This window comes from Candidatus Competibacteraceae bacterium (genome assembly GCA_016713505.1).
Lineage (GTDB): Bacteria > Pseudomonadota > Gammaproteobacteria > Competibacterales > Competibacteraceae > Competibacter_A.
Genome location: JADJPA010000001.1, coordinates 3,001,064 through 3,023,606 on the forward strand (window position 1 = coordinate 3,001,064; position 22,543 = coordinate 3,023,606).

At 56.2% G+C, this 22,543-nt stretch carries 17 protein-coding genes; 8 read left to right on the forward strand and 9 right to left on the reverse strand.

Annotated elements, in window-relative coordinates; translation table 11 throughout:
* Positions 1–2: 2 nt before the first annotated feature.
* From IPK09_13660 to IPK09_13685, 6 genes are all read right to left on the reverse strand, one after another.
* On the reverse strand, positions 3–1,520 hold the full coding sequence (locus IPK09_13660) for a hypothetical protein (protein ID MBK7984653.1): 1,518 nt from the start codon (positions 1,518–1,520) through the stop codon (positions 3–5).
* Positions 1,521–1,547: 27 nt separating this feature from the next.
* Positions 1,548–2,936 (reverse strand): hypothetical protein, encoded by a 1,389-nt coding sequence (locus tag IPK09_13665; GenBank protein MBK7984654.1) that lies wholly within the window; start codon positions 2,934–2,936, stop codon positions 1,548–1,550.
* Between the two features lie 279 nt (positions 2,937–3,215).
* A complete protein-coding gene (locus tag IPK09_13670; GenBank protein MBK7984655.1) occupies positions 3,216–5,498 on the reverse strand; it encodes a polysaccharide biosynthesis tyrosine autokinase in 2,283 nt (760 codons plus the stop codon).
* A gap of 185 nt (positions 5,499–5,683) precedes the next feature.
* Positions 5,684–6,385: a polysaccharide export protein gene (locus IPK09_13675; GenBank protein MBK7984656.1), complete on the reverse strand. Its 702-nt coding sequence runs from the start codon at positions 6,383–6,385 to the stop codon at positions 5,684–5,686.
* A gap of 595 nt (positions 6,386–6,980) precedes the next feature.
* Positions 6,981–8,930: a protein-disulfide reductase DsbD gene (gene dsbD / locus IPK09_13680; GenBank protein MBK7984657.1), complete on the reverse strand. Its 1,950-nt coding sequence runs from the start codon at positions 8,928–8,930 to the stop codon at positions 6,981–6,983.
* Complete coding sequence (locus IPK09_13685) at positions 8,927–9,256, reverse strand: divalent-cation tolerance protein CutA (GenBank protein ID MBK7984658.1); 330 nt, start codon at positions 9,254–9,256, stop codon at positions 8,927–8,929. Before IPK09_13685 ends, dsbD begins: the two co-directional genes overlap by 4 nt.
* A 288-nt stretch (positions 9,257–9,544) precedes the next feature.
* Here IPK09_13685 and IPK09_13690 point away from each other — a divergent pair, with 288 nt between their 5' ends.
* Positions 9,545–9,832 carry a co-chaperone GroES gene (locus IPK09_13690; GenBank protein MBK7984659.1) on the forward strand — a complete coding sequence of 96 codons (288 nt, stop codon included), beginning with the start codon at positions 9,545–9,547 and terminating at the stop codon, positions 9,830–9,832.
* A gap of 79 nt (positions 9,833–9,911) precedes the next feature.
* Complete coding sequence (groL, locus tag IPK09_13695) at positions 9,912–11,555, forward strand: chaperonin GroEL (protein ID MBK7984660.1); 1,644 nt, start codon at positions 9,912–9,914, stop codon at positions 11,553–11,555.
* A gap of 151 nt (positions 11,556–11,706) precedes the next feature.
* Here groL and IPK09_13700 read toward each other — a convergent pair whose 3' ends face one another.
* Together IPK09_13700 and IPK09_13705 are read right to left on the reverse strand one after the other, a co-directional pair.
* Positions 11,707–12,075 carry a hypothetical protein gene (locus IPK09_13700; GenBank protein MBK7984661.1) on the reverse strand — a complete coding sequence of 123 codons (369 nt, stop codon included), beginning with the start codon at positions 12,073–12,075 and terminating at the stop codon, positions 11,707–11,709.
* A 30-nt stretch (positions 12,076–12,105) separates the two neighbouring features.
* Positions 12,106–12,228 (reverse strand): GlsB/YeaQ/YmgE family stress response membrane protein, encoded by a 123-nt coding sequence (locus IPK09_13705; GenBank protein MBK7984662.1) that lies wholly within the window; start codon positions 12,226–12,228, stop codon positions 12,106–12,108.
* Between the two features lie 254 nt (positions 12,229–12,482).
* On the opposite strand from IPK09_13705, the gene IPK09_13710 reads away from it, so the two are divergent.
* The 6 genes from IPK09_13710 to IPK09_13735 all read left to right on the forward strand — a co-directional run bounded on the left by IPK09_13710 (position 12,483) and on the right by IPK09_13735 (position 20,620).
* Positions 12,483–14,036 (forward strand): YdgA family protein, encoded by a 1,554-nt coding sequence (locus IPK09_13710; protein MBK7984663.1) that lies wholly within the window; start codon positions 12,483–12,485, stop codon positions 14,034–14,036.
* A 28-nt stretch (positions 14,037–14,064) separates the two neighbouring features.
* A complete protein-coding gene (glnE, locus tag IPK09_13715) occupies positions 14,065–16,977 on the forward strand; it encodes a bifunctional [glutamate--ammonia ligase]-adenylyl-L-tyrosine phosphorylase/[glutamate--ammonia-ligase] adenylyltransferase (GenBank protein ID MBK7984664.1) in 2,913 nt (970 codons plus the stop codon).
* A gap of 63 nt (positions 16,978–17,040) precedes the next feature.
* Positions 17,041–17,961, forward strand: coding sequence for a branched-chain amino acid transaminase (locus IPK09_13720; GenBank protein ID MBK7984665.1), 921 nt, complete (start codon positions 17,041–17,043; stop codon positions 17,959–17,961).
* A gap of 78 nt (positions 17,962–18,039) precedes the next feature.
* Positions 18,040–18,246, forward strand: a complete 207-nt coding sequence (locus tag IPK09_13725; protein MBK7984666.1) for a zinc-finger domain-containing protein — start codon at positions 18,040–18,042, stop codon at positions 18,244–18,246.
* Between the two features lie 365 nt (positions 18,247–18,611).
* On the forward strand, positions 18,612–19,514 hold the full coding sequence (locus tag IPK09_13730) for a mitochondrial fission ELM1 family protein (protein ID MBK7984667.1): 903 nt from the start codon (positions 18,612–18,614) through the stop codon (positions 19,512–19,514).
* Positions 19,502–20,620 (forward strand): glycosyltransferase family 4 protein, encoded by a 1,119-nt coding sequence (locus IPK09_13735; GenBank protein MBK7984668.1) that lies wholly within the window; start codon positions 19,502–19,504, stop codon positions 20,618–20,620. The genes IPK09_13730 and IPK09_13735 overlap by 13 nt, the downstream gene beginning before the upstream one ends.
* On the opposite strand, the gene asnB is transcribed toward IPK09_13735, so the two are convergent.
* Positions 20,617–22,431 carry an asparagine synthase (glutamine-hydrolyzing) gene (gene asnB, locus IPK09_13740; GenBank protein MBK7984669.1) on the reverse strand — a complete coding sequence of 605 codons (1,815 nt, stop codon included), beginning with the start codon at positions 22,429–22,431 and terminating at the stop codon, positions 20,617–20,619. The genes IPK09_13735 and asnB overlap by 4 nt on opposite strands.
* Between the last annotated feature and the right edge of the window lie 112 nt (positions 22,432–22,543).

The window sequence follows — 22,543 nt, forward strand, 5'->3', positions numbered from 1 at the left end:
CCCTAGCGGGATCTGAGATAGCTATTATGATTAAGCCACATGGACAAAAGGTAAAGGCGCTGTAATAATTTACGAGCTAAATCATAGTATTTGGCGTTAGAATTAGCTTTTTTCCGCAAAGCATTAGCTTGTTCGATAGCCGCTTTTTTATTCCAATATGAGCAGGCTGCAATTTCACTTGTAACATGATCCATCAGCAAATTTAGAATCGCAAGCGTATCAATCCCATAACCGCGCTTACCAATTACATCAGAATCTAAACCGATTCTTTCATTAAGCATTTTTCTCAAAATTAGTTTATTTTTTAATGTTTTACGATCAAACAGATATTTTTCAGGTAATTTGGAGCAGTATGTCGCTACCTCAGAATTACTCCAAGGGAAAATGATATTTGATTGCCATACGTCAGCAGCATTTCGTATTTTTTGATTAAAGATAAATACATCAATAATTGAAGCTCTTATATCCGATCTGAAATCCAGATAATCCCAAGATTGTCTTGCCTTAGATTGCTCGCTCCAATAGGGTAATACCGGGGTTGCTGGAGGATAAATTTTTTTCACATCTGAAAACAAAAACCCTCCCAACCCACACCATTCTGCTCTGGTTTTTCGAATTGAAGCAAACATGCTTGCCGAGTTCATTCGGTCAGCAAGCCATGCAACACTCCAAGTCAGGTTTGCCAGCCATTGTTTACGATATTCGGAAAGCGGAGGAATACAGCTCAGAAAAACGTCTCCTCCTGATCCATCAATGATATTAGCTCCGATAAAGCCTGGCACTTGTAGTGGATAAGCAGGAAAAGCCAGCGTGACCTCATCAGTCCACGGTAAAGGAGTATTTGAAAAATGCTCGATGATCGAATTCAGATAATCCTCTGAAATACTATCCAATTGCTTAAGTATAATATGCTGAAAACCAAGTTTTTCCGCGATTGATTTAGATATCTCGCTCTCGTCATTGTCACCTTTCGATTTTTGGCAAACGCAAACAACCTTATCTTGCCAATTGGCCTCAGCTAATGCGAGAAGAATAGTATTAGAATCTTTGCCAGCGCTTTGAAATAAAAATGTAGGTTTGGCGGGGTTTATCCTTGAAATAGCTGCTTTTGAAAGTAGCTCTAAAATCAAGTTCTCGTCAGGAATAATTTCTTTTTCATGTAAGCGATTAGCATTCATAAAAGGAAACTGGTGAGAAAAATCAAGGTTGATTTTTCCATTCTGTTCGCTGGCTGTAATTTTATCGCCAATACCGAGAGCAAATACATTATTATAAATTGTATTGGGGGGAGGAATCACTCCACTCTGTAGCAAAAATGATAAACCCTCAGAAGAAACCGAAAGTGGTTTTTTTATGTCTGGCGAATCGAGAAGGTCCTTGATATTATTTGAATAATAGAGGTGTTCCTTGCTTTCATCGAGATATAAATAGAGTGGAAATTCGGCAGCCAGATCAGCTTTCAGCTCTAGATTAGTCTCAATTAAATCTTGTGCTTTAACGCAGGTAATGGTTTTTTTCACTCTATCCTTCTCCTTTCTAAGAAATCATCAGCTTCTATTACTGATATCTTTAGGGCGACCAGTTGGGTTGCCAAGTTTTGGCATAAAGTACGATGCTATGAAAAATAATAAAAGCCCGATAATGCTTGTGATCCCAAATGCCAGTGCAATTCCTGATACTCCTAAAATCGGAGTCAATAAAACGTTCATCAATAACTTCATTAATAGATTTGTTGTGGCAATGAGAGAAATAATCCAATAATAACCACAGCTAGCTAGCAGTTGCACCAAAACCCAACTAGCGAAGGAAAAGGGTACTTGTACCAAGCCCCAGCGCAAGACTGTAGCCACTGTTGTAGTGTTCTCAGCGGTAAATGCACCTCGTTCGAACAATAAATGAACAATCCAAGGTGCAGCCAACCAACTAATGACCGTGACTACTGTACCAACAAAAAGCATTAACCCTGACCATTTCAAGGCTACGCTGCGAGCTCGATATAAATTGCCTGAGGCAGCGATTCCAGAAAGTACTGGAAGAGTAGCTCGGGCGATAGCCATGCTCCCAAGTCCAAGTAATAGGGTGATGATGCGGTAAGCGTAACTTAAAGTGGCAATGGCATGATCGCCCAACTGGGCTGCGAAATATTGATCTATAGGAGTAATAAAGCTCAAGATATACTGCCCGATCGCCGTGATGCCCACCGCTTGATAGACCTCTGGCCAATGTGGCGAGTGCCACGACCAGCGCGGCTTGATGGATTGGCCGTCCGCTTGACGTGCTAGATATGCCAACCAAATTGCTTGTAAGGCATGGCCTAATAGGAACCCCCAAAGCAATGGGGCAACGTCGGATCCTGCGGGCCAAAGTAGAACGAAGCTGAGGATTGCAGCAGCTGGAACACTTTCCAGTAGGGTATTGACCTGTTTCTCACGCGCCTGTAAACGAGCGGCGCAAACTCCTATTATCAGGGACAACAGCGCTACCGGCGCCATCCCGAGGATAAGGTGTTGCGCCATCTGCTGGGTACTGCTCGATAGGGTGGACGCTAGATACGTTACTGCTTGTGGGCCCAGAAAAATGCTAACCAGAATGAATAAACAGCCTACTAGCAGCGTGGTACCGTGCATTTCTTTTAGAAATAGGTCTCGATCAGCAGGATCCTGCTGTCGTAGCCGCACTAAGGTTGGAATCAGCACCATGGAAATTACTGAGATTAGTGTACTAGGCAGCCAGATAACAATCGTAAAGGCTAGCTGGTAAGCATCTACTATACCGCTGACCCCATAACGATAAGCAACTGCCATCTCTTTTGCCGCCCCAGCGAGCTTTCCAATTAGAACAAACAGCGCTATCCAAGCGGCTCCTCGGGCGATGCGTTTATGATCAGAATGAAGTGTAGAGAGCCATTGACGGATTTGGTATGGGATGACTTTCATAAATATGGGCAATTAAAAATCGTTATGCGTCTTTTGTATTAATTTTAAGTGTAAGTTGTATCGTCGTTTGACGTTTCGCTAAAATAATTATCTGGCTTAAGATTAAGATAAAAAAGGACTATTTAGAAATACCTTTGAAGACGACTAATTTCATTAGAACGTAAAATTGCTCGGCTACATTTCTAGCCGATGCAATACTAAATCCTACAGCATTGAGGCCGTATATTAAGAAAGGTTGGAGCAGATACTATGGAGTGCCTTTCATTCAAACGGGTCTCTTTAACCTCCTGGCAACAAACGAGAAGCACCATAATAGCGTGAGTCGTGGTAATAGCCATAAGAGCCGTGACGGAGCTGAATTTTGGTCAAAATCACTCCGATCAAGCGGACTCGCGCACTGCGCAGGCGTTTGCATGCGGCTCGTACATAATCACGCTGAGTGTGGGTCATATCAACGCTCAATAGCATACCGTCGCACAAATTGCCCAAAATGAGCGCGTCGGCCAAACCCATTACCGGGGGGCTATCGACCAGCACTTGATCAAATTTCTCGCTTGCCAGCGCCAATAAGTCAGCCATCTTGGAGCCGGCCAACAACTCGGCGGGGTTAGGAGACATCGGTCCTGACGGGATGACAAATAGATCGGGAATCTGCGTCGGTTTGGCGATATTTACCGACCGAGCCTGATCGCCGGTAAGAAGATTGGTCAAACCCACCTCGTTGTTTAATTCCAAGACCCGATGCAATGACGGGTTACGTAAGTCAGCATCGATGAGCAGTACTTTCTTACCGGCTCGCGCGAATTGGATCCCTAGATTAAGCACGGAGGTGCTCTTACCTTCTCCAATCGTGGCGCTGGTTACCGCTAGTGATCGTGGTACGCCGCTAGTCGTGGAAAAGCTTAAAGTGGCACCTAAGGAGCGATAGGCTTCGGCAAGCGGCGAGCACGGATCATCGTATCCTATTAAAGCAAGAGGGCGGGTTTCGCTCCGCTTTTGTGAGAGCCAAGGCACTATGCCTAGCACCGGCAGACCCAGTAATTTTTCAACGTCTTCAGGTTGCTTAAAGGTGTCGTCGAAATGCTCTCGCAAGAATGCTAAGCCGATACCACTTAACAAACCGATTCCCAACGCCAGTAAAGTGTATAAAGGTAAGTTTGGTTTATAGGGAAAAATCGGCGGAGTGGCTTCATCGACTAACGAAATATTATTAGTGCCGATTCCAGCCGCTGCTCCAATTTCCTTAAAGCGCTGTAACAGGCCGTTATAAAGCTCGCGGTTGGTGTCAACTTCTCGGCGTAAAATACTGAGTTGAATGCTGCGACCCTGTAGTTCCAAGACATCCCGCTTGCTTTGATTGAGATTGGCTCGCAGCAACGCTTCCTCTGTCTTAGCCGCCTCGTAGGTTGCGGTAATTGCTCCACGAATATTGGCGACTTCCTGATTAATTTGCCGGTCAAGCTGATCGATTTGTTCGCGCAGTTGTACCATTGCTGGATAAGCTGGTTTATAAAGACTCAGCTTTTCTTGGTATTGGGCTTCCAATTTGGCTTTAGAGTCTTTAAGAGTTTGAATGATCTTGCTATCCAATACTTGGCTAAGCCCATGACCGCGAGTGTCAAGCATTTTCCGATAGATTGCTTCAGCGGCGGAGCGTTGCTTTTCTGCCGTCGCCAATCCCGAATTGATCTCCGTCAACCGCTGAGCAACAATGTTTTGGTTTTCATTGCCACTGACGTTGACGATGCCCTGTTTGGTGGCAAACTCAACCATTTCCCGTTCCGACTCTTCCAAGCGTGTTTTAACTTGTTGTAGGCGTTCTTGTAGAAAATTGCGCGCATAAGCCGAAGCGTCGAATCGGCGCTCAAGGTTGAAGTCAACGTAAGCTTTCGCCAAGGCGTTAAGAATGGTCGCCGCTAACTGAGGGTCAGGGCTATCGTAACGTAACTTGACTAGCCGTGAATTGCGCACCGGATCGACAGTTAAATTGCGTAAAAAAGCGCTAAGTACGGCCTCTTTGCGGGCAGCTTCGGAGAGCGTCTCCACTCTCTGTTCTGATTTTCCTATCCCCAACCACTCCTTTAACGAGCCTTTGATTTGCGACAATAGCGATTTTTTAGGCTGCTTATTGCTCAAATCCAATTGATCGATCACCCGCTGGGCCAAGTTGCGGCTTTTGAGCAGTTCATATTGGGTTTGATAGTAATCCAATCCAGAACCCGCTGATTCAACCGGAGTCACCTCTTCAATCTTGACGACTTTGATATCCTCTCGATCAATTTGCAGAGTCAGGCTAGCCCGGTAAGTAGGCGTCATCAGATAGACTGCTGCCCACACAATGAGCAGAAACAGTAGTGTAATCAGAATAATAGTCCAGCGCCTATTGACAATGACACGCCATAATTCACGAAGATCGATCTCGGCGTTTCTAGTTTCGGCCGCGCCCATTGGGGATTCAAACGCAGCAACCGGCCCTATTCGTGCCGCTGCTCGCTCGATCAGCGATTGGCTGGCATTGGATTGGATAGTGCTTTCATAAATCGGTAATTCAGAGTTGTTCATAAATACTCGATCATAAAAAATCAAAGACCAGAAACTGAACTATGCAAGAACACCCAGCATAAGCGGGCCCAAAATATGACAAGGTATGTTTAGGGATGGTAAGTTCTACAAAAGGGTTATGGCTTAAAAATTCACTATTTTTCAATAAAAATTGAAAAATATTGAGGCTTCTCGCTAGCCTTTAATCAAAAAGCGGGACTCAAAAGACGAAAGGGAAGGATGAATTCAATTAATTCCTTGGCGACTGCTTTGCCAGTGGATTCAGAAACCTGCACGATATCGTCATTTCGCACATCGGGATCCCGCAATTCGCCGATACGAATTTTTTCTAGATCAAATATCAGGGTAGTGCGGCTGCCCGTTTGCTGGTCGGTTCGCAAGACCTTGATGTCGTTTGGATTCGCCACGGTAGTTAGACCCTCGGCGATAGCGAGCGTTTGCAGCAGCGTGGCCTTGCCCTTGAGCGGATAGACGCCCGGTTTTTTAACAGCGCCTTCGACCGTGACGCGCTGGCTTGTATACTCTTTGATAAATACGCTGACTTGCGGGCTTTGTAAGTATTGTTTTGAAAGCTTCTCAGCGAGGGAAGATTCCAGTTGCTCGCTGGTCAGTCCACCGGCTTGCACCATGCCGATCAGGGGCAAGGAAATCAACCCGCGCGAATTGACTCGAACGGTACGGTTAAGGTCGGGCGCTCCGAATACTTGAAGCTCCAGTAAGTCCTGGGCGCCGATCCGGTAGTCTTCGGAGCTCGATGCGGACTGAGCGAAACTTGGGGGGGCGCTGGCCGATCCGCTGGCTGTTGGAGGGCTTGCGCCCGCAGCGTTTTGGTTATTGGCGCAAGCACCTAAAAGCAGCGATATCGTCAGTAGGGCTAGACCGGTCACAATTCTGCTAGTCGACAACGTTGTCCACCTCTTAGCAATTCCTTATCCAATAGGTTTCTAAGTCAGCCAGTAGTGATAACCCCAAAGCGCCCAACGCCCCGCCTGTACTGATGGATACTATGATTATAAGGGACTAGAGTCTTCTGGCGGCTACTGACTAGATATGAGCCAGTATACCCGGTGAGAGCGTTTCTACCAAGTAACATATCCCCGTCACCCTGAGACTTTTAAGCATAATTCGAACCAAAACAAGCAGAAAAGTTCGGCTCCAAACGAAGTTTCTCAGGTGCTAAAAAATTAGCTTTGAAAGAGGCTTAGCGAACTAGATGGGCTGAGATGTAATATTAAATTGACATTATAGGTACTCTCTAATGCCATGGTAAATCCAATGTATAGAAGTTGGTAATCAGTGGTGGGCGAGCTGGCCGATCAAATAGGGTACAAGTCTTATTGAACGACCGGAATCAAACTGGTTCTCGGCCGGAAGTACACAGGCGGAGGGGTCGGCTCAGTGACCTGAAAGTGGGCGAGGATGGCCGAGGCTGGTACGGTTGCCTGACGCTGTACGTCACCTCTGGCCATGCGGATCATTTTTTCAGCCGCCTTGCCCTAGCATTGACTGTAGGTGCTTGTTAAAGGCATCTGCTTCAATAAAGCCGACCACGCGATGATCGCGGCGCTCTCCTCCGTCTGGACCGAAGAACAGCAGGGCGGGAGGTCCGACGACGCCGAAGCGCTTCAACAAATCCCGGTCCGCTGCATCGTTGGCGGTGACGTCTGCTCGTAGCACCACTATAGCGGTCAGGGTCGCCAGCACATCAGGATCGCTGAAGGTATAGCGCTCCATCTCTTTGCAACTCGCACACCAGTCAGCGTAGAAATCCAACAATGCCGGCCGGCCGGCGGTAGCCTGTAAGGCTTCATCGACATCGGCCACGGTTTTGATCGGGCGGAATAGCGGTGCAGGAAGTTGGTGGGTAGTATGGGTGATGAAGCTGGCGCCGCGCAGTGGTTGCCAGGGATCTCGGCCTCCGGCCGCTACACCGACCAACAGTAAAACGCCGTAAACCAACAGCACCAGCCCCAGCCCCTTGACCAGGCTCCGCCAAGCGGGCGCGCCTTGGATCAGCGGTTGTAACGCTCCCATATAGGTGGCGGTCATGATGAGCAGGGTCGCCCAAAGTACCATGACGACCGCTGCTGGCAGAATGCGCTCCAGCAGCCAGATCGCGACCGCCAGCAGCAGCACTCCAAATACTAACTTGATGCGCTCCATCCAGTGGCCGGCGTGCGGCAGCCAGTGACCGGTGGAGGCACCGATCAACAATAACGGCAGCCCCATACCCAGACTCAGGGCAAACAAAGCCACACCACCTAACAGAAGATCGCCGGTGACCGTAATGAATGTCAAAGCGCCGATGAGGGGCGGAGCGACGCAAGGACCGACGATCAAGGCCGACAGGAGGCCCATGACCGCTACCCCGAGATAATGGCCCCCGCGCTGGCGATTGCTCCAATCGACCAAACGGTTTTGCAAGTAGGCCGGCAGTTGCAGGTCGTATAGCCCGAACATGGAGAGCGCCAGCAATATAAACAGCCCGCTGAAGAGGCCGACCACCCACGGATTTTGGAACCAAGCCTGAATGTTCTGACCCAGCAGCGCCGCCAGCAGGCCGACGATGGTATAGGCGCAGGCCATCGCCAATACGTAGATCAGCGAGAGCAGTATCGCCTTTTGCCGCGTCAAGCGAGCGCCTTGGCCGACGATCAAACCCGATAGAATCGGAATCATCGGAAACACGCAGGGCGTGAACGCCAGCAACAGGCCAAAGCCAAAGAAAGCCGGGATCGCCCAGAAGCGCTGTTCGCTCAGCAACCGCGCCAACCGGTCTTGTTCGGGTTCGTTGCTGGCGAGTCGCGGTCCCGTTTGGGTGAAGGGAGGAGGGACGGCCGGGGGAGCGATGTTTGAATTTTCGACCCGCACCACCGCTTGCGCCGCTTGCGCGGTCGCGGCGGCCGGATCAGCTCGCGGCTCTGTCGCGAGCGGGCTGGCCGTCGGCTGGGGCCGCGATGTTGGCAAGTTGACCGTTACGATCTGGCTCAAGGGGGGATAGCAGACGCCGATCTCAGCGCAACCTTGATAGTCCACCTTGATGCGGACGGTTTGCTCGTGCGCGCTGTCGCGCCGCAAGCGGGCCACGATCACCGCCTCGTTATGAAAGACCTCTTGCCGGCCAAAGTAGGGATCGTCTTTCGGTTCGCCGGAAGGCACTTCAAGAGCGGTGATTCCAACGCCTTGGGCATCTGGCAAGCTGAGCTGGAATTTATCGCGGTACAGGTAATAATCGGGCGCAATGATCCAGCGAGCTTCGATCAGCGAGGCATCCAGCGGGTTGACGGTAAGTTGGAATGCTTGATCGGCGGAGAGGACGCGCTCCCGCGAAGCGCTACCGAAGCGGTCGAATAGGCCACCCGTGGCGGGTCCCGCCAGCAGTGCGAGCAGCACGATCGGCAACCAGGGCCACGGGCGTTGGGAACGCCTCATACCGGCGCTCCGGTATTGTCGGTGAGCCAGCCCAGATAGTCCGCCGCACCGGCCTGAATCGGTAGCGCCACGATTTCGGGTACCTCATGGGGGTGAAGCTCGCGGATGCGGCCCTCCAAGAGGGAATAGACCGCTTCCCGGGTTTTGAGGATCAGCAGAAGCTCGGGGTCGCGGCGTATCTGGCCCTGCCAGCGGAAAATGGAGATCAAGCCCGGCACGATATTAGCGCAGGCCGCCAGCCGCTCGATCACCAGGGCCTCGGCGATGCGTTCGGCGGTCGTCTGATCGGGACAGGTGCAATAAACGACGAGCGGTTGGCTATCCATGAGGTCTCTTCCAAGGCGATCTCGATTGATTCAGGGTAGGGCAAGGCGCCCCAATGGCGGCGCAAGCCCGATTCTCAATTGATATTTACCAGCATAATGTTGGACCTCGGAACAGGCAATTTTCTTTATTTCCCCCTTGAAATGGCTCAATCCCGCCCCACCTCACGGTCAACCTCTTGACAGAGGAGCGCTACTGACTATTATTAGCACTCATTGAAGGCGAGTGCTAACAGTGTTGGCCCTAACCTCTGCAATGAATCTTTCATTAAAACTTAGGAGATGTCACTGATGAACATTCGGCCCTTGCATGATCGGGTGCTGGTCAAGCGCGTTGAGGAAGAAACCAAGAGCCCAGGCGGCATCGTCCTGCCCGGCGCCGCTGCCGAGAAGCCGTCGCGCGGCACCGTGAAAGCGGTCGGCCGCGGCAAGCTGCTGGACAATGGCGAGGTGCGGTCTTTGGATGTCAAGGCCGGCGATCAAATCCTGTTCGGCAAGTATTCCGGTAGCGAAGTGAAGGTGGACGGCGAAGAGCTGATCATCATGCGCGAAGATGAAATCATGGCGGTTATCGAATAATCCTTTCTCCGTTACTTCCGATTTTTTCTTCAATTCTGACGCTTGTCTCTGATCAAGCTTGTTTTAGAGGAATTTCTCCATGGCTGCAAAAGACGTTAAATTCGGTGATGATGCCCGTTCGCGCATGGTGCGCGGCATCAATGTTCTGGCCAACGCCGTCAAGGTGACCTTGGGTCCGCGCGGCCGCAACGTGCTGCTGGACAAGGCGTTCGGCGCTCCCACCGTGACCAAGGACGGCGTGTCCGTCGCCAAGGAAATCGAGCTGGAAGACAAGTTCGAGAACATGGGCGCGCAGATGGTCAAGGAAGTCGCTTCCAAGACCTCCGATGTGGCCGGCGACGGCACCACCACCGCTACCGTACTGGCTCAGGCTATCGTCCGCGAAGGCATGAAGGCCATCGCCGCCGGCATGAACCCGATGGATCTCAAGCGCGGCATCGATAAGGCGGTCGTCGCCACCGTCGACGAACTGCGCAAGCTGTCCAAGCCCTGCGCCGATGACAAAGCCATCGCTCAGGTCGGCACTATTTCCGCAAACGCCGACGAAGCCATCGGCCGCATCATCGCTGACGCGATGAAGAAAGTCGGTAAGGAAGGCGTCATTACCGTCGAGGAAGGCAAGGGTCTGGACAACGAACTGGATGTCGTGGAAGGCATGCAGTTCGACCGTGGCTACATCTCCCCTTATTTCATCAACAATCAGCAGAGCATGAACGCCGAGCTGGATTCACCGTACATCCTGCTCTATGACAAGAAAATTTCCAATGTCCGCGACATGCTGCCGGTGCTGGAAGGCGTGGCCAAGGCCAGCAAACCGCTGTTGATCGTGGCGGAAGATGTCGAGGGCGAGGCGCTGGCCACCCTGGTGGTCAACACCATTCGCGGCATCGTCAAGGTGGCCGCCGTCAAGGCGCCGGGCTTCGGCGACCGCCGCAAGGCTATGTTGCAGGACATCGCCATTCTGACCGGCGGTCAGGTCATTTCCGATGAGGTCGGATTGAGCCTGGAGAAAACCACCCTGGCCGATCTGGGCACTGCCCGCAAGGTGGTGGTCGCCAAGGAAAACACCACCATCATCGACGGCGCCGGCAAGACCGACGAGATCAAGGGTCGGGTCGAACAGATTCGCCGCCAGATCGAGGAAGCCACCTCCGATTACGACAAAGAGAAGCTGCAAGAGCGCGTGGCCAAGCTGGCCGGCGGCGTGGCCGTCATCAAGGTCGGCGCGGCGACTGAAATCGAAATGAAGGAAAAGAAGGCGCGCGTCGAAGATGCGCTGCACGCGACCCGCGCGGCGGTCGAGGAAGGCGTGGTGGCCGGCGGCGGCGTGGCCTTGATTCGCGCGCTGCAAGCCATCAAGGGCCTCAAGGGCGATAACGAAGATCAGAACCACGGCATCGCCATCGCCCTGCGCGCCATGGAAGCGCCGCTGCGCGAGATCGTCGCCAACGCCGGTGAGGAACCTTCGGTCATCCTGAACAAGGTGCTGCAAAACAGCGGCAACTACGGTTACAACGCCGCCACCAACCAATATGGTGACATGGTGGAAATGGGCGTGCTGGACCCGACCAAGGTAACCCGCTTTGCCTTGCAAAACGCCGCCTCTGTGGCGTCTTTGCTGATCACCACCGAAGCGATGGTGGCCGAGCTGCCCAAGAAGAACGAGCCTGCCATGCCGGGTGGCGGCATGGGCGGCATGGGCGGCATGGGCGATATGATGTAAAACGACCCATCAAGCCGGTCGCGCAACGCTGACCGGCTGAAAAAAGCCCCGCTAGCGCGGGGCTTTTTTTTTTGAGCGGCCAACGAAACGCCGACAGCGGTGGCGAGGGCTTGCCGCGTGGTTGACCGATGCCTAGCGAAAGAGCAATCGGTCAACCTTTGAACTTGTTGGCCGAATCGCGGATTGAGGCGCTTAATTTATCCCAAGCGCTCTCAACACCATCTTTCAGATGCTCCCAGGCATCATCACTGGCATCAGCCAACTCAGTCATTTTGACTTTTAGCGACTCATAAATGTCTTCGGCTTCGGAAGCGGCTTTCGCATACAAGTCTCTGGCGCCGGCCGCCGCGTCCGCAGACAGATCTTTGGCTTTATCAGCGACTTTATCGGCTGCTTTTTGGGATTCGATACCGCCAGCGGCGGCCGCTGATTTTGCTTTCGCCTTCCATTCAGTCAGCTTGGCTTGGGCCTGTTCGAGATCGGCCTCCAGCTTTTTCATGTAACTATCTTTATCGATCATGTTTCGCAGCTCCTCTTGAGGTGGGGGTGTCTAGGCTTTCTTGATCAAACCGATCAGGAACGGGAGAACCACTGCTCCGATCGTCGCCATAATAATCGAACCGAGCGAGCCACCCTTGGTCGAGTCAGGTTGTAACCAAAAAGGCAGACCCATAAAAGGGCTATTAAGTTGCACCCGATGTTCCTTTTTTGTAACGGGGCTGGCTGAAATTTTTGATGCTGCGGCTTAAGCCTATAGAAAGGTTGGTTGAAAAGTTTTCTAAGGCCATAATTTTTTAAGATATTATTGAGGCTACTCGACATGGATTGCACTGCGTCGGCGGACTCTGTTCGCAGCGCATGGGGTCGATAAAACCGAACGGGTTTATGGAATAATGCCTCCTGGAAATCAAAACGGGATAATTTAGCGTGAAAAAACTGATCGGTGTGATCGCGGTCGCGCTGGTGCTGGCGGCGGGATTTACCGGCGCGGCGTACTGGTCCGGCCAGAAGGCGGAGCGTTGGTACAAAGAAACGGTGGTGGAAGCTTCAAAGCATCCCAACCTCAAGATAACGACGACTCGCTATGAGCGGGGAGTCTTTTCGTCCAAAGCCAGTACTCGTTACCAGCTGGTCTTGGAAAAGGAAGCGCCGGAAATTCCAGAGTTGTCTTTTTCGACCCGGGAAGAAATTTACCACGGCCCGCTACCCTTGGCGGGCTGGGGCGTGGCCGGGGTGCCGATGGCGGTTACCGGAGCGGTGGTGCGGCAGACCCTGGAGCCTGAGAGCAGTGCTTGGACCCGCGAACTGGCAAAACTCTATGGTGGCCAGGAGCCTGTGGTGGCGGTCGCGCAAGTCGGGTTCGACGGAGCCAGCAACACTCGCATTACCATGCCGCCGCTCGCGGCCGCGAACATCGGCGAATTGCAAAGCCTCAATTTTGCCGGATTGCAGGGCCAGTTTCAGGTCGCGCCGCACGGTGCCGCCATTCGGGGCAACATGACAGTTGCCAGCTTGGAAGCCGTCGGTAAAGCGCCTGTCGCCAGCGAAGGCCCGCCAGCCGCCGTCGGCCCTCGGATGGCACTGCGAGATCTGCTCGTAACCGTCGACCAGCGCAAGGGCGAATTTGAGTTGATGTTCGGCAATTCCAACTTCAAGATCGGTGAGTTGCGCGTCCAGGATCCATCCACCGGTAATCCCGTGGTTTTCTCGAACCTAGCCATGGATGCGACTGCGGCACTGAACGCCCAAAACCCCCAGCAAGTGAATGTCGACGTTCTCTTCAAGACTGATCGATTCGTGGTGGAGCCTTGGAGCGGCAACGGCAACATGCGCTTGGCCTTTCACAATCTAGATGGCGTCACGCTCGGAAAATTGGAGCAGTGGCAACAGAAAGCAGCCACCAACCCCGACGACCCGCAAGTTCTGAACGAATTGCTGCGCTTAGTGAAGGCCCTGCTGCGCGGCAAGCCCGAATTCGCGCTCGACACTCAGGCCAAGCTGACCCAGGGCGACTGGCAGAGCAAGCTGGTTTTGAATTTCCAAGATTTCGGCGATATCGACCCGCTACAAAATCCGGGGGCGCTGATCGGGGCATTGGAAAAGGGTGTGGCCGAAGTGACGGTAGCCAAGAGTCTGGCTGAAGCCGTACTGACGAGCACGGCCAAGGAACAGCTCCGGACGCAGGCAGGGGGGCCGGGCGGTTTGACCGGCGAACAGGCTATTCAGAATGCGGCGGCGCAACAGGTCGCCGCACAACTCAAGGACATGGTCGCCACCGGTTTTATTCAGCTTGAAGGGGATCGCTACCGGTCCACCGCCCGTTTCGAAAACGGCAAACTGCTGGTCAATGACAAGGAGATACCGCTGGGGTTGGGTAGCGGCGTTGGGGATGGGCTGCCGTTGGAGTCCGATGACGGTGCTGAGATCGAGATACCGCCGGAACCGGACGTTATGCCGCCAGAGGGAGAGCCGCGAACCTGAAGCGTGCGAGTGCTGATCGGGCTACCCCATGAGCGAGTTCGAACAGATTTTGCACCGCTTGCCAGCCGCTTTCCGGGATGAAGTTGCCCGCTACTGGGAGAGTTTTGTGGCGGCCGCCGGGCAAGCCGGTGTGGAGCCGCCCACCGGCACGCTGTTGGAGCAGATGCTCCGGGTTTGGGCGAGCAGCGAGTTCGTCGCTCGGGCCTGCATTCGCGATCCAACCACGCTGAACGATGTGCTAGTCAGAGGCGATCTGGCGGCGGCTTATGCCGCTGGCGACTATGCGGCGCGGCTGGAGCGGCTACTGGCGGATAGTGCGGACGAAAATCAGCTCGGTATCGCCTTGCGCCGCTTCCGGCGCTGGGAGATGGCGCGCATCGCTTGGCGCGATCTGGCGGGCTTGGCCAGCCTGGAAGAAACGCTCGGCGATCTGAGCGAACTGGCGGAGCAACTGATCGACGCCGCCCTGGTCCGCCTGCACGGCTGGCAGTGCCAACGCTACGGCCAGCCGCGCGCTGCCGACGGTCAGCCGCAACGGCTGGTGGTGCTGGGCATGGGCAAGCTCGGCGGGCGGGAACTCAATTTTTCCTCGGATATCGACCTGATTTTCACCTACCCCCACCAAGGCCAGACCGATGGCGCGCGGGCGGTCAGCAACGAGGAATTTTTCCGCCGGCTCGGCCAGCGCTTGAGCAAGCTGCTGGCCGAGCCGACCGCCGAAGGTTTCGTGTACCGGGTCGATCTGCGGCTGCGGCCGTTCGGCGATTCCGGGCCGCTCGCCATGTCGTTCGCCGCCTTCGAGGATTATTACCAAAATCACGGCCGGGACTGGGAACGCTACGCGATGGTCAAGGCGCGGGTGGTGGCCGGCGACCGCGAAGCCGGCGAGCGCTTGTTGGCCGGTTTGCGGCCGTTCGTGTACCGACGTTATCTCGATTACAGCGCGTTCGCATCCCTACGCGACATGAAGGTGCTGATCGCTCAGGAAATGGAGCGCAAGGGGATGCAGGGCAACATCAAGCTCGGACCGGGCGGCATCCGTGAGATCGAATTCATCGGTCAGGCATTTCAGTTGATCTACGGCGGGCGCGAGCCGGCCTTGCGGGAACGCAGTATTTTGAAGGTGCTGGCCATGCTCGGCGCGAGCGGACGCTTGCCGGCGACGGCGGTCGCTGAGCTTCAGCGCGCTTACGATTTTCTGCGTCGGGTGGAAAACCGCCTGCAAGCCTGGTCCGATCAACAGACCCACCTGTTACCCGACGACGAACGGGCGAAACTGCGGCTGGCGTTCGCCATGGGCTTTACCGATTGGAATGCGTTTGGCCGGGAATTGGCACGGCATACCGCCGCCGTGGCCCAACAATTCGCGGGAGTGTTTGGCGGCATGGCCGCCGCGGAACCGGAGGCTACCAGGGCTGACCTGGCGGGGTTGTGGCAGGCTGAACCCGATGAGGAGGTGGCGCGGCGCGTGCTGGCCGAAGAGGGTTTCGAGGACCCGGCGCTGGCCTGGAACCGGCTGCGGGCGCTTAAGAACAGCTTCAGCTATCGCACCATGAGCTTGCGCGGTCGCGAGCGCTTGGACAGTCTGATCCCGCATGTGCTGGAGACGGTCGCCGCCGCCGCGCAACCGACGGCGACGCTGGAGCGGGTGCTCGATTTGCTGGAAGGCGTGGCCCGCCGCTCCGTGTATCTGGCGCTGCTGGCCGATCATCCGCAAGCCTTGGCGCAACTGATCAAGCTCTGTGCCGCCAGCGGCTGGATCGGCAAGCACTTGGCTCGTTATCCGCTGCTGTTGGACGATTTGTTGAATCCGGCCGTGCTTTACGCGCCGCTGGATCGGGGGCGACTGGCGCTGGATTTGGAACAGCAACTGGCGCGGGTGCCGGCGGATGACTCGGAGGAAGTGCTGAGCGCCTTGCGCTATTTCAAGCAGACGCAGGTGCTGCGGGTGGCCGCCGCCGACATCAGCGGCGCGATGCCGCTGATGATCGTTAGCGATCACTTGACCGAAATCGCCGAAACCCTGTTGCGCAAGGTGTTGGAACTGTCCTGGGCGGATTTGCTGCCGAAATTTGGTCGGCCCCGCTACGTGATCGATGGATTAGAGCGGGACGCCGGTTTCGCCATCGTCGCCTACGGCAAGCTGGGCGGCATCGAACTCAATTACGGCTCCGATCTGGATTTGGTGTTCTTGCACGATAGCGCCGGCGAACGCCAACTGACCGCCGGGCCGCGCCAGATCGACAATCCCAGCTTTTTCGCCAAGCTGGTGCAGCGCATCATCTACTGGCTGACCACACGCACTGGAGCCGGCGATCTGTACGAGGTCGATACCCGCTTGCGGCCCAGCGGCCGCGCTGGCCTGCTGGTCAGTTCCTTCGAGGCGTTCGCCGAATACCAGCGCCATCAAGCCTGGACTTGGGAACATCAGGCGCTGGCGCGGACCCGCGTGGTGGCGGGGCCTGCCGGATTGAGCGAGCGCTATCGAACCCTGCGCCGCGCGATACTGAGCGTCGAATGCGATCCCGAGGGATTGCGGCGAGAGGTCCGCGAGATGCGCGAGCGGATGCGCGCCGAACTGGATACCAGCACGACCGACAGCTTCGATCTCAAGCAGGGTCAGGGTGGTATCGCCGATATCGAATTTATGGTGCAATATAAAATTCTGGCGAACGCCCACCGCTATCCAGACCTGTTGACCTACACCGATAACATCCGACAGCTCGACGGCTTGGAACGGTCAGGCATCCTGTCCATCGCCGATGCCGCCCGATTGCGGAACGCTTACCGGAGCCTGCGCCGGCGCATTCATTTGCTCAAGTTGCAAGAGCAACCGGCCTGTACCCCGTTCGCTGAGGCAAGCGATACCCGAGAGGGCGTGGCTCGTATTTGGCAGCGCCTGATGGAAGCTGCTGAAACCGGGGCGGTACGCGGAGCATGAAAGGCGGGAAGTGCGGGTGCCGATAGCCAAGTGCGATCTTAATGTGTTGAGGAGATGCGGATTATGTCGATGGCCGACCGTGATGGTGTGATCTGGTACGACGGCAAGCTGGTGCCGTGGCGCGAAGCCAACACCCATGTACTGACCCATACCCTGCACTATGGCATGGGCGTTTTCGAAGGCGTGCGCGCCTACGCCACCGACCGGGGAACCGCGATCTTTCGGCTTCAGGCTCACACCGACCGACTGTTCCGCTCGGCGCATATCGTCGGGATGCCGATGCCCTACGACAAGGATCGGCTCAACGACGCCTCCCGCCAAGTCGTCAGCGCCAACAACCTCGCCAGCGCCTACATCCGCCCGATGTGCTTCTACGGGTCCGAAGGCATGGGCATTCGCGCCGACAATCTCAAAACCCATGTGATCGTCGCCGCTTGGGAGTGGGGCGCGTATCTAGGGGCGGAGAATCTGGAGCGCGGCATCCGCATCCGCACCTCATCCTTCAACCGCCATCACGTCAACATCACGATGTGCAAGGCCAAAGCCAACGGCAACTACATGAATTCGATGCTGGCGCTGGCCGAGGCCGTGCGCGACGGCTACGATGAAGCGATGCTGCTGGATACCGAAGGCTACGTGTCCGAGGGTAGCGGCGAAAATATCTTCATCATTCGCGACGGGATCATCTACACGCCGGATTTGACTTCGGCCCTGGAAGGCATCACCCGCGATACCATCCTCCGCTTCGCCGCCGACCTGAACATTCCGGTCAAGGAAAAGCGCATCACCCGCGATGAGGTTTACATTGCCGATGAGGCGTTTTTCACCGGCACCGCCGCCGAAGTGACACCGATCCGGGAAGTGGACGGCCGCGCTATCGGTCTTGGCAAGCGCGGCCCGATCACGCAGCGCTTGCAGGCGATGTATTTCGATCAGGTTCACGGCCGCCGGGAGGTTTATCCCGAGTGGCTGACGCTGGTTTGACGGTCGGGCTGTCATCCCCAGCCGCTAGCGTTTTGCCGAAATAACCGCCAACCACTACCACGCGAGGAGAATGCCGTCATGGCTGCCGCTACCGCCGCCCGTTCCGCCACGGCCATGCCCAACACGCATCGGATTTATGAGGTCAAACGCGCCGATTTGCCGGTGTCCTGTCCGCTGCCGGATATGATGGTATGGAATTCTCATCCCAAGGTTTATCTCCCCATCGAGGCCACCGGCAAGGCGAAGTGTCCGTACTGCGGCGCGGATTACGTGCTGATGGATTAGCCTTTACTGGAAGTGCCGATCATTCCTTGTTGGACTGAGGAATGGCGGCAATTGCTGCTGATCAGGTCCGAATGGCCCTCCGTCTTAGGCGTGAGGGCCACACCTCAGGCCCTGGTAATCGTTAGTTGGCAGGGCCATGGTTTTTTCGGGGGCGTGCCGCGGGATTCTTATCCTGGCTCGACAGTTCGGCGCCTGTTGCTAGCTCCTGGAGCGAGATCAAGATGGCGCCTCGGCCTTGTTGGCTAGGATTGGAGAATAGGCGTTGGCTCCAGAGAGTGGGCTGGCGCTTGGATGCCACAACAACTCGCGCCGCCGGATCGGCCGCACCACCCTAGATCGAGAATCAGGCCTTGAATGTACGGTTGCTGCGGGTCTGGCGGTTCAGTGATGGCAAGGCCGGCCATGATAACCAGAGCCGAGGATTGGTCGAAGCGCTGTATCGGTTGCGGCCGACCGAAACCCTCACCTTGAAATCGCAGCCGACCTCTGTGGCGTTGGCCGCTTTATTGCTCGGGCGCATACCGGAGGCTTGGCGATCTTTACCGGCCCCGGATTTGCTGGTGGGCGCCGGCCATCGCAACCATCTTTCCTTGTTGGCCGCTCGCCGGAGCCAGGGCGGTAAGGTTGTGGTGCTGATGCGGCCCAGCCTGCCTCTAGGTTTTTTTAATCTGTGCCTGATCCCGGAACATGACTCGCCGCCTTCCCGCCACAATGTACTCGCCACGCGCGGCGCGCTGAACCGAATTCAACCTTCCGCCACGCTGCACTCCGATCGAGGATTGTTGTTGATCGGTGGTCCGTCGGCGCATTTCGGCTGGGACGATGCCGGCCTGTACCGGCAAATCGCCGCGATTCTTAGCGCCATGCCGGAGGTGCGGTGGACGTTGACCACCTCGCGGCGAACGCCATCGACTTTTCTAGCCGGACTCAAAAGCGGTTCCGGGCCAGCTCTGAGCGTGGTTCCGGTCACTGCAACGGACCCCGATTGGTTGCCGGTGCAACTAGCGCGGTCGGCTCAGGCCTGGGTGACGGCCGACAGCGTGTCGATGGTTTACGAGGCGCTGACGGCAGGCGCGGCGGTGGGCGTGCTGGAGGTGCCCCGGAACCAGGTAAGCCGCATCAGCCAGGGACTCGAAGGCTTGGCCGGACAAGGCTGGGTGACGCCGTTTGCAAACTGGCGACAACGCGCGGCTTTGCCGCGTCCGCCGGGCGCCTTTGCCGAAGCCGACCGCTGTGCTCGCTGGATCGTCGAACGATGGTTCGGTTGAGCGTGGCGCAAGTGTTGCCGGCCTTGAACGGCGGCGGCGTCGAGCGCGGCACGCTGGAAGTGGCGCGGGAGCTGGTCCGGCAAGGCCATCGTTCCGTGGTGGTTTCCACCGGAGGACGACTGACGCCGGAACTGCTGCGGGATGGCAGCGAACATCTCGCTTGGCCGCTCGGGGCCAAATCGCCGTGGACCTTGTGCTGGGTCTGGCCACTGCGGCGCTGGTTGACCGAACAGCGCATCGACATCTTGCACGTTCGCTCGCGGTTGCCGGCCTGGATCGCTTGGCTGGCTTGGCGGGGCATGGACCCGCTGGTTCGACCGCGCTTCGTCACCACGGTGCATGGCTTGTATTCGGTTTCCCGCTACAGCGCCATCATGAACCAGGGCGAGCGGGTAATCGCCGTGTCCGAAACCGTGCGCGACTACTTGCGACAGCATTATCCCGACCTGCCGGCGGAGCGGGTTCAGGTGATCCAACGCGGGGTCGATCCAGCGGCTTTTCCTTATGCTTATCGGCCACCTAGCGAGTGGTTGGACGAGTGGGGCCGGCGTTATCCGCAATTGCGAGAGGCCTCGGTACTGACCTTGCCGGGCCGTTTGAGCCGACTGAAAGGTCATGAGGATTTCATCGAACTGATCGCCCGGTTGCGGGAGCGCGATGCGAAGGTCTACGGCTTGATCGTCGGCGGCCCGGAACCTCGCCGGCAGGCTTACGCCGATCATTTGGAAAAAGCCGTTCGGTCGCGCGGTTTGGAGGGGATTGTTTGCTTTACAGGCCATCGCCGCGATATACGCGAGATTTATGCCGTCTCGACGCTGGTGTTATCGCTGTCGGCCAAGCCGGAATCCTTCGGGCGGACCGTGTTGGAAGCGCTCAGTCTCGGCACGCCGGTGATCGGCTACGAGCACGGTGGGGTCGGTGAGATTCTGCGTCGGATTTATCCTGCTGGTCTGGTGGCGGCGGGCGATCTGGAGGCGGTGGTGAAACGGGTACGCGAGTTGTTGAGCGATCCGCCGTCCGTGCCGCCCGAACCAGCCTATCCGTTGCAGCGGATGCTCGATCAAACGCTGGCGCTGTATCAAGAGATCAGCCAGAGGCCTCGTTAGCCGAGCAAATAGCCGAAAGGATCTTGCCGGGCTGGAGGCGCATCGCCATCGCTTTCCACCATCAAACGGTGCCAGATGGCAAAGTTGAGCAGGGCCCACAGCGGCCCGCTGCGATCTCCGCGCTGGCGCTGCCGCTCGATCAAGCCTCGCACCGCCGCCGGCTCGAACCAGGCAGTAATACCCGGTGAAGCCCTTAAAGCTCGGTCGAGATCGGCCAATCTTTCGCCTCGGAGCCAATCCCTCACCGGTACGGTGAACCCTTTCTTGCGGCTCCAAAGCTGTGCCTTGGAGAAAAATCGCTCGCCCCAAAGCTTGAGGAAGCGCTTGCCGTTGCGGCCTTCGATCTTCAGTGCGTCCGGCAAGCCGAGGCCGAATTCGACCAGCCGGTGATCGAGGAAGGGAACGCGGCCTTCCACGCCCCAGGCCATCAACATCCGGTCGGCCTTGATCAACAAGTCATCCGGCAACCAGGTTTCCAAATCGACGTATTGCATTCGCATCAGCCGGCTCCAGGTCGGGGGCGGTTCGTTCCAGGCCTGGGCGAAAGGCGCTCGCCAGTCGCGCAGGGCGTGCGCCAGTTCGGGACGAAACAGGGTGATAGCTTCGTTGGAAAACATCCCGCCCGTTCGAAACCCACCGCTGCCGGGGTAGCGTAACTGTCCCAGCAACCGTTTCAAGAAATTCGCGCGGTAGCGGCCGTAGCCGGCGAACACCTCGTCGCCACCCTCGCCGGAGAAGACGACCTTGATCTCAGCGCCGGCGCGCTCGGCCAATAAGGAGACCGGCAGGTTGGCGTAATCGGCGGTCAGGTCGTCAGCCGCCCAGACGACGTGCGGCAGCCGCTCCAACAGTTCCTCGGCCCGCGCCTCATAAGCGGTGTGGCGGGTGCCGCATTGCGCCGCGACCGCCGCCGCCGCCGCTAGTTCGTTATGCACTGACGTATCTGGAAAACCGATGGAAAAGGTCCGCAACGGCTCTGGCGCGCGGCGCGTAATCAGTGCGGCCAACAGGGACGAATCGACGCCGCCCGATAGAAACAGTCCGCAAGGTACATCGCTGCGCAAATGAATCTCGATGACCTGTTCGATCAGGGTATCGAAGCGCTCCAAAGCGTCAGCCAGCGTGAGATCCAGCGGGGTTGTGTGGAGGGGTGACCAGTAGCGCTGTCGTCGCACAGAGCCGTTCGCATCGAGCTTCAGCCATTCGCCCGGCCGCAGCTTGCTGACTCCAGCCAGCAAAGTGTGCGGCGCGCAGGTGAAATTATTTTGCAGGTACTGCCCGAGCCCGACTGGATCGACTTCAGGTCGCCCCAAAAGAGGCAGCAGCGCTTTCAATTCCGAAGCGAAGCTAAAGCTGTCCGGCGTCTGGCTAAAATACAGCGGTTTGATCCCTAGCCGGTCCCGCGCCAGCAGTAGTTCTTGATGCCGGATATCGTGCAAGGCGAAAGCAAACATGCCGTGCAGCCGCTCCAGACTCGCCTCACCCCAGGTTTCGTAAGCGTGCAGGATGGTTTCGCAATCGGAATGGGTGATGAAATGATGGCCGAGTTTTTCCAGTTCTCGGCGCAATTCCAGGTAATTGTAAATTTCACCGTTAGCGATCAGGCAAAGATTGCGGTCTTCGTTGTACAGCGGCTGAGCGCCGCCCGCGAGGTCGATGATGGCCAGACGGGTGTGAGCGAGCCCGACTCCACCCATCGCGTGCAAGCCTTGTCCGTCGGGGCCGCGATGGGCTAGCCGCCGGGCCATTTCCTCCAGCCGCGTCCGATCCGCGTCCGACGTTTTCAGGTAGTAACCCGCGATTCCACACATGCTGTTCAGGCTCCAGACTTCTGCCGACAGGGTCGGTACTGCGGCTATGATATAGTGATCCAACCGGCGCGGTTGTGCGGATTTACGGTGAAACTCGCGGTATGTCGGAGCA

Coding starts and splice junctions, on each gene's coding strand:
- dsbD (MBK7984657.1), bottom strand. CDS start 8,930: ATGAGGCGTTCCCAACGCCCGTGGCCCTGGTTGCCGATCGTGCTGCTC.
- IPK09_13735 (MBK7984668.1), top strand. CDS start 19,502: ATGGTTCGGTTGAGCGTGGCGCAAGTGTTGCCGGCCTTGAACGGCGGC.
- groL (MBK7984660.1), top strand. CDS start 9,912: ATGGCTGCAAAAGACGTTAAATTCGGTGATGATGCCCGTTCGCGCATG.
- IPK09_13685 (MBK7984658.1), bottom strand. CDS start 9,256: ATGGATAGCCAACCGCTCGTCGTTTATTGCACCTGTCCCGATCAGACG.
- IPK09_13670 (MBK7984655.1), bottom strand. CDS start 5,498: ATGAACAACTCTGAATTACCGATTTATGAAAGCACTATCCAATCCAAT.
- IPK09_13665 (MBK7984654.1), bottom strand. CDS start 2,936: ATGAAAGTCATCCCATACCAAATCCGTCAATGGCTCTCTACACTTCAT.
- IPK09_13725 (MBK7984666.1), top strand. CDS start 18,040: ATGGCTGCCGCTACCGCCGCCCGTTCCGCCACGGCCATGCCCAACACG.
- IPK09_13720 (MBK7984665.1), top strand. CDS start 17,041: ATGTCGATGGCCGACCGTGATGGTGTGATCTGGTACGACGGCAAGCTG.
- IPK09_13705 (MBK7984662.1), bottom strand. CDS start 12,228: ATGGGTCTGCCTTTTTGGTTACAACCTGACTCGACCAAGGGTGGCTCG.
- IPK09_13690 (MBK7984659.1), top strand. CDS start 9,545: ATGAACATTCGGCCCTTGCATGATCGGGTGCTGGTCAAGCGCGTTGAG.
- asnB (MBK7984669.1), bottom strand. CDS start 22,431: ATGTGTGGAATCGCGGGTTACTACCTGAAAACGTCGGACGCGGATCGG.
- IPK09_13700 (MBK7984661.1), bottom strand. CDS start 12,075: ATGATCGATAAAGATAGTTACATGAAAAAGCTGGAGGCCGATCTCGAA.
- glnE (MBK7984664.1), top strand. CDS start 14,065: ATGAGCGAGTTCGAACAGATTTTGCACCGCTTGCCAGCCGCTTTCCGG.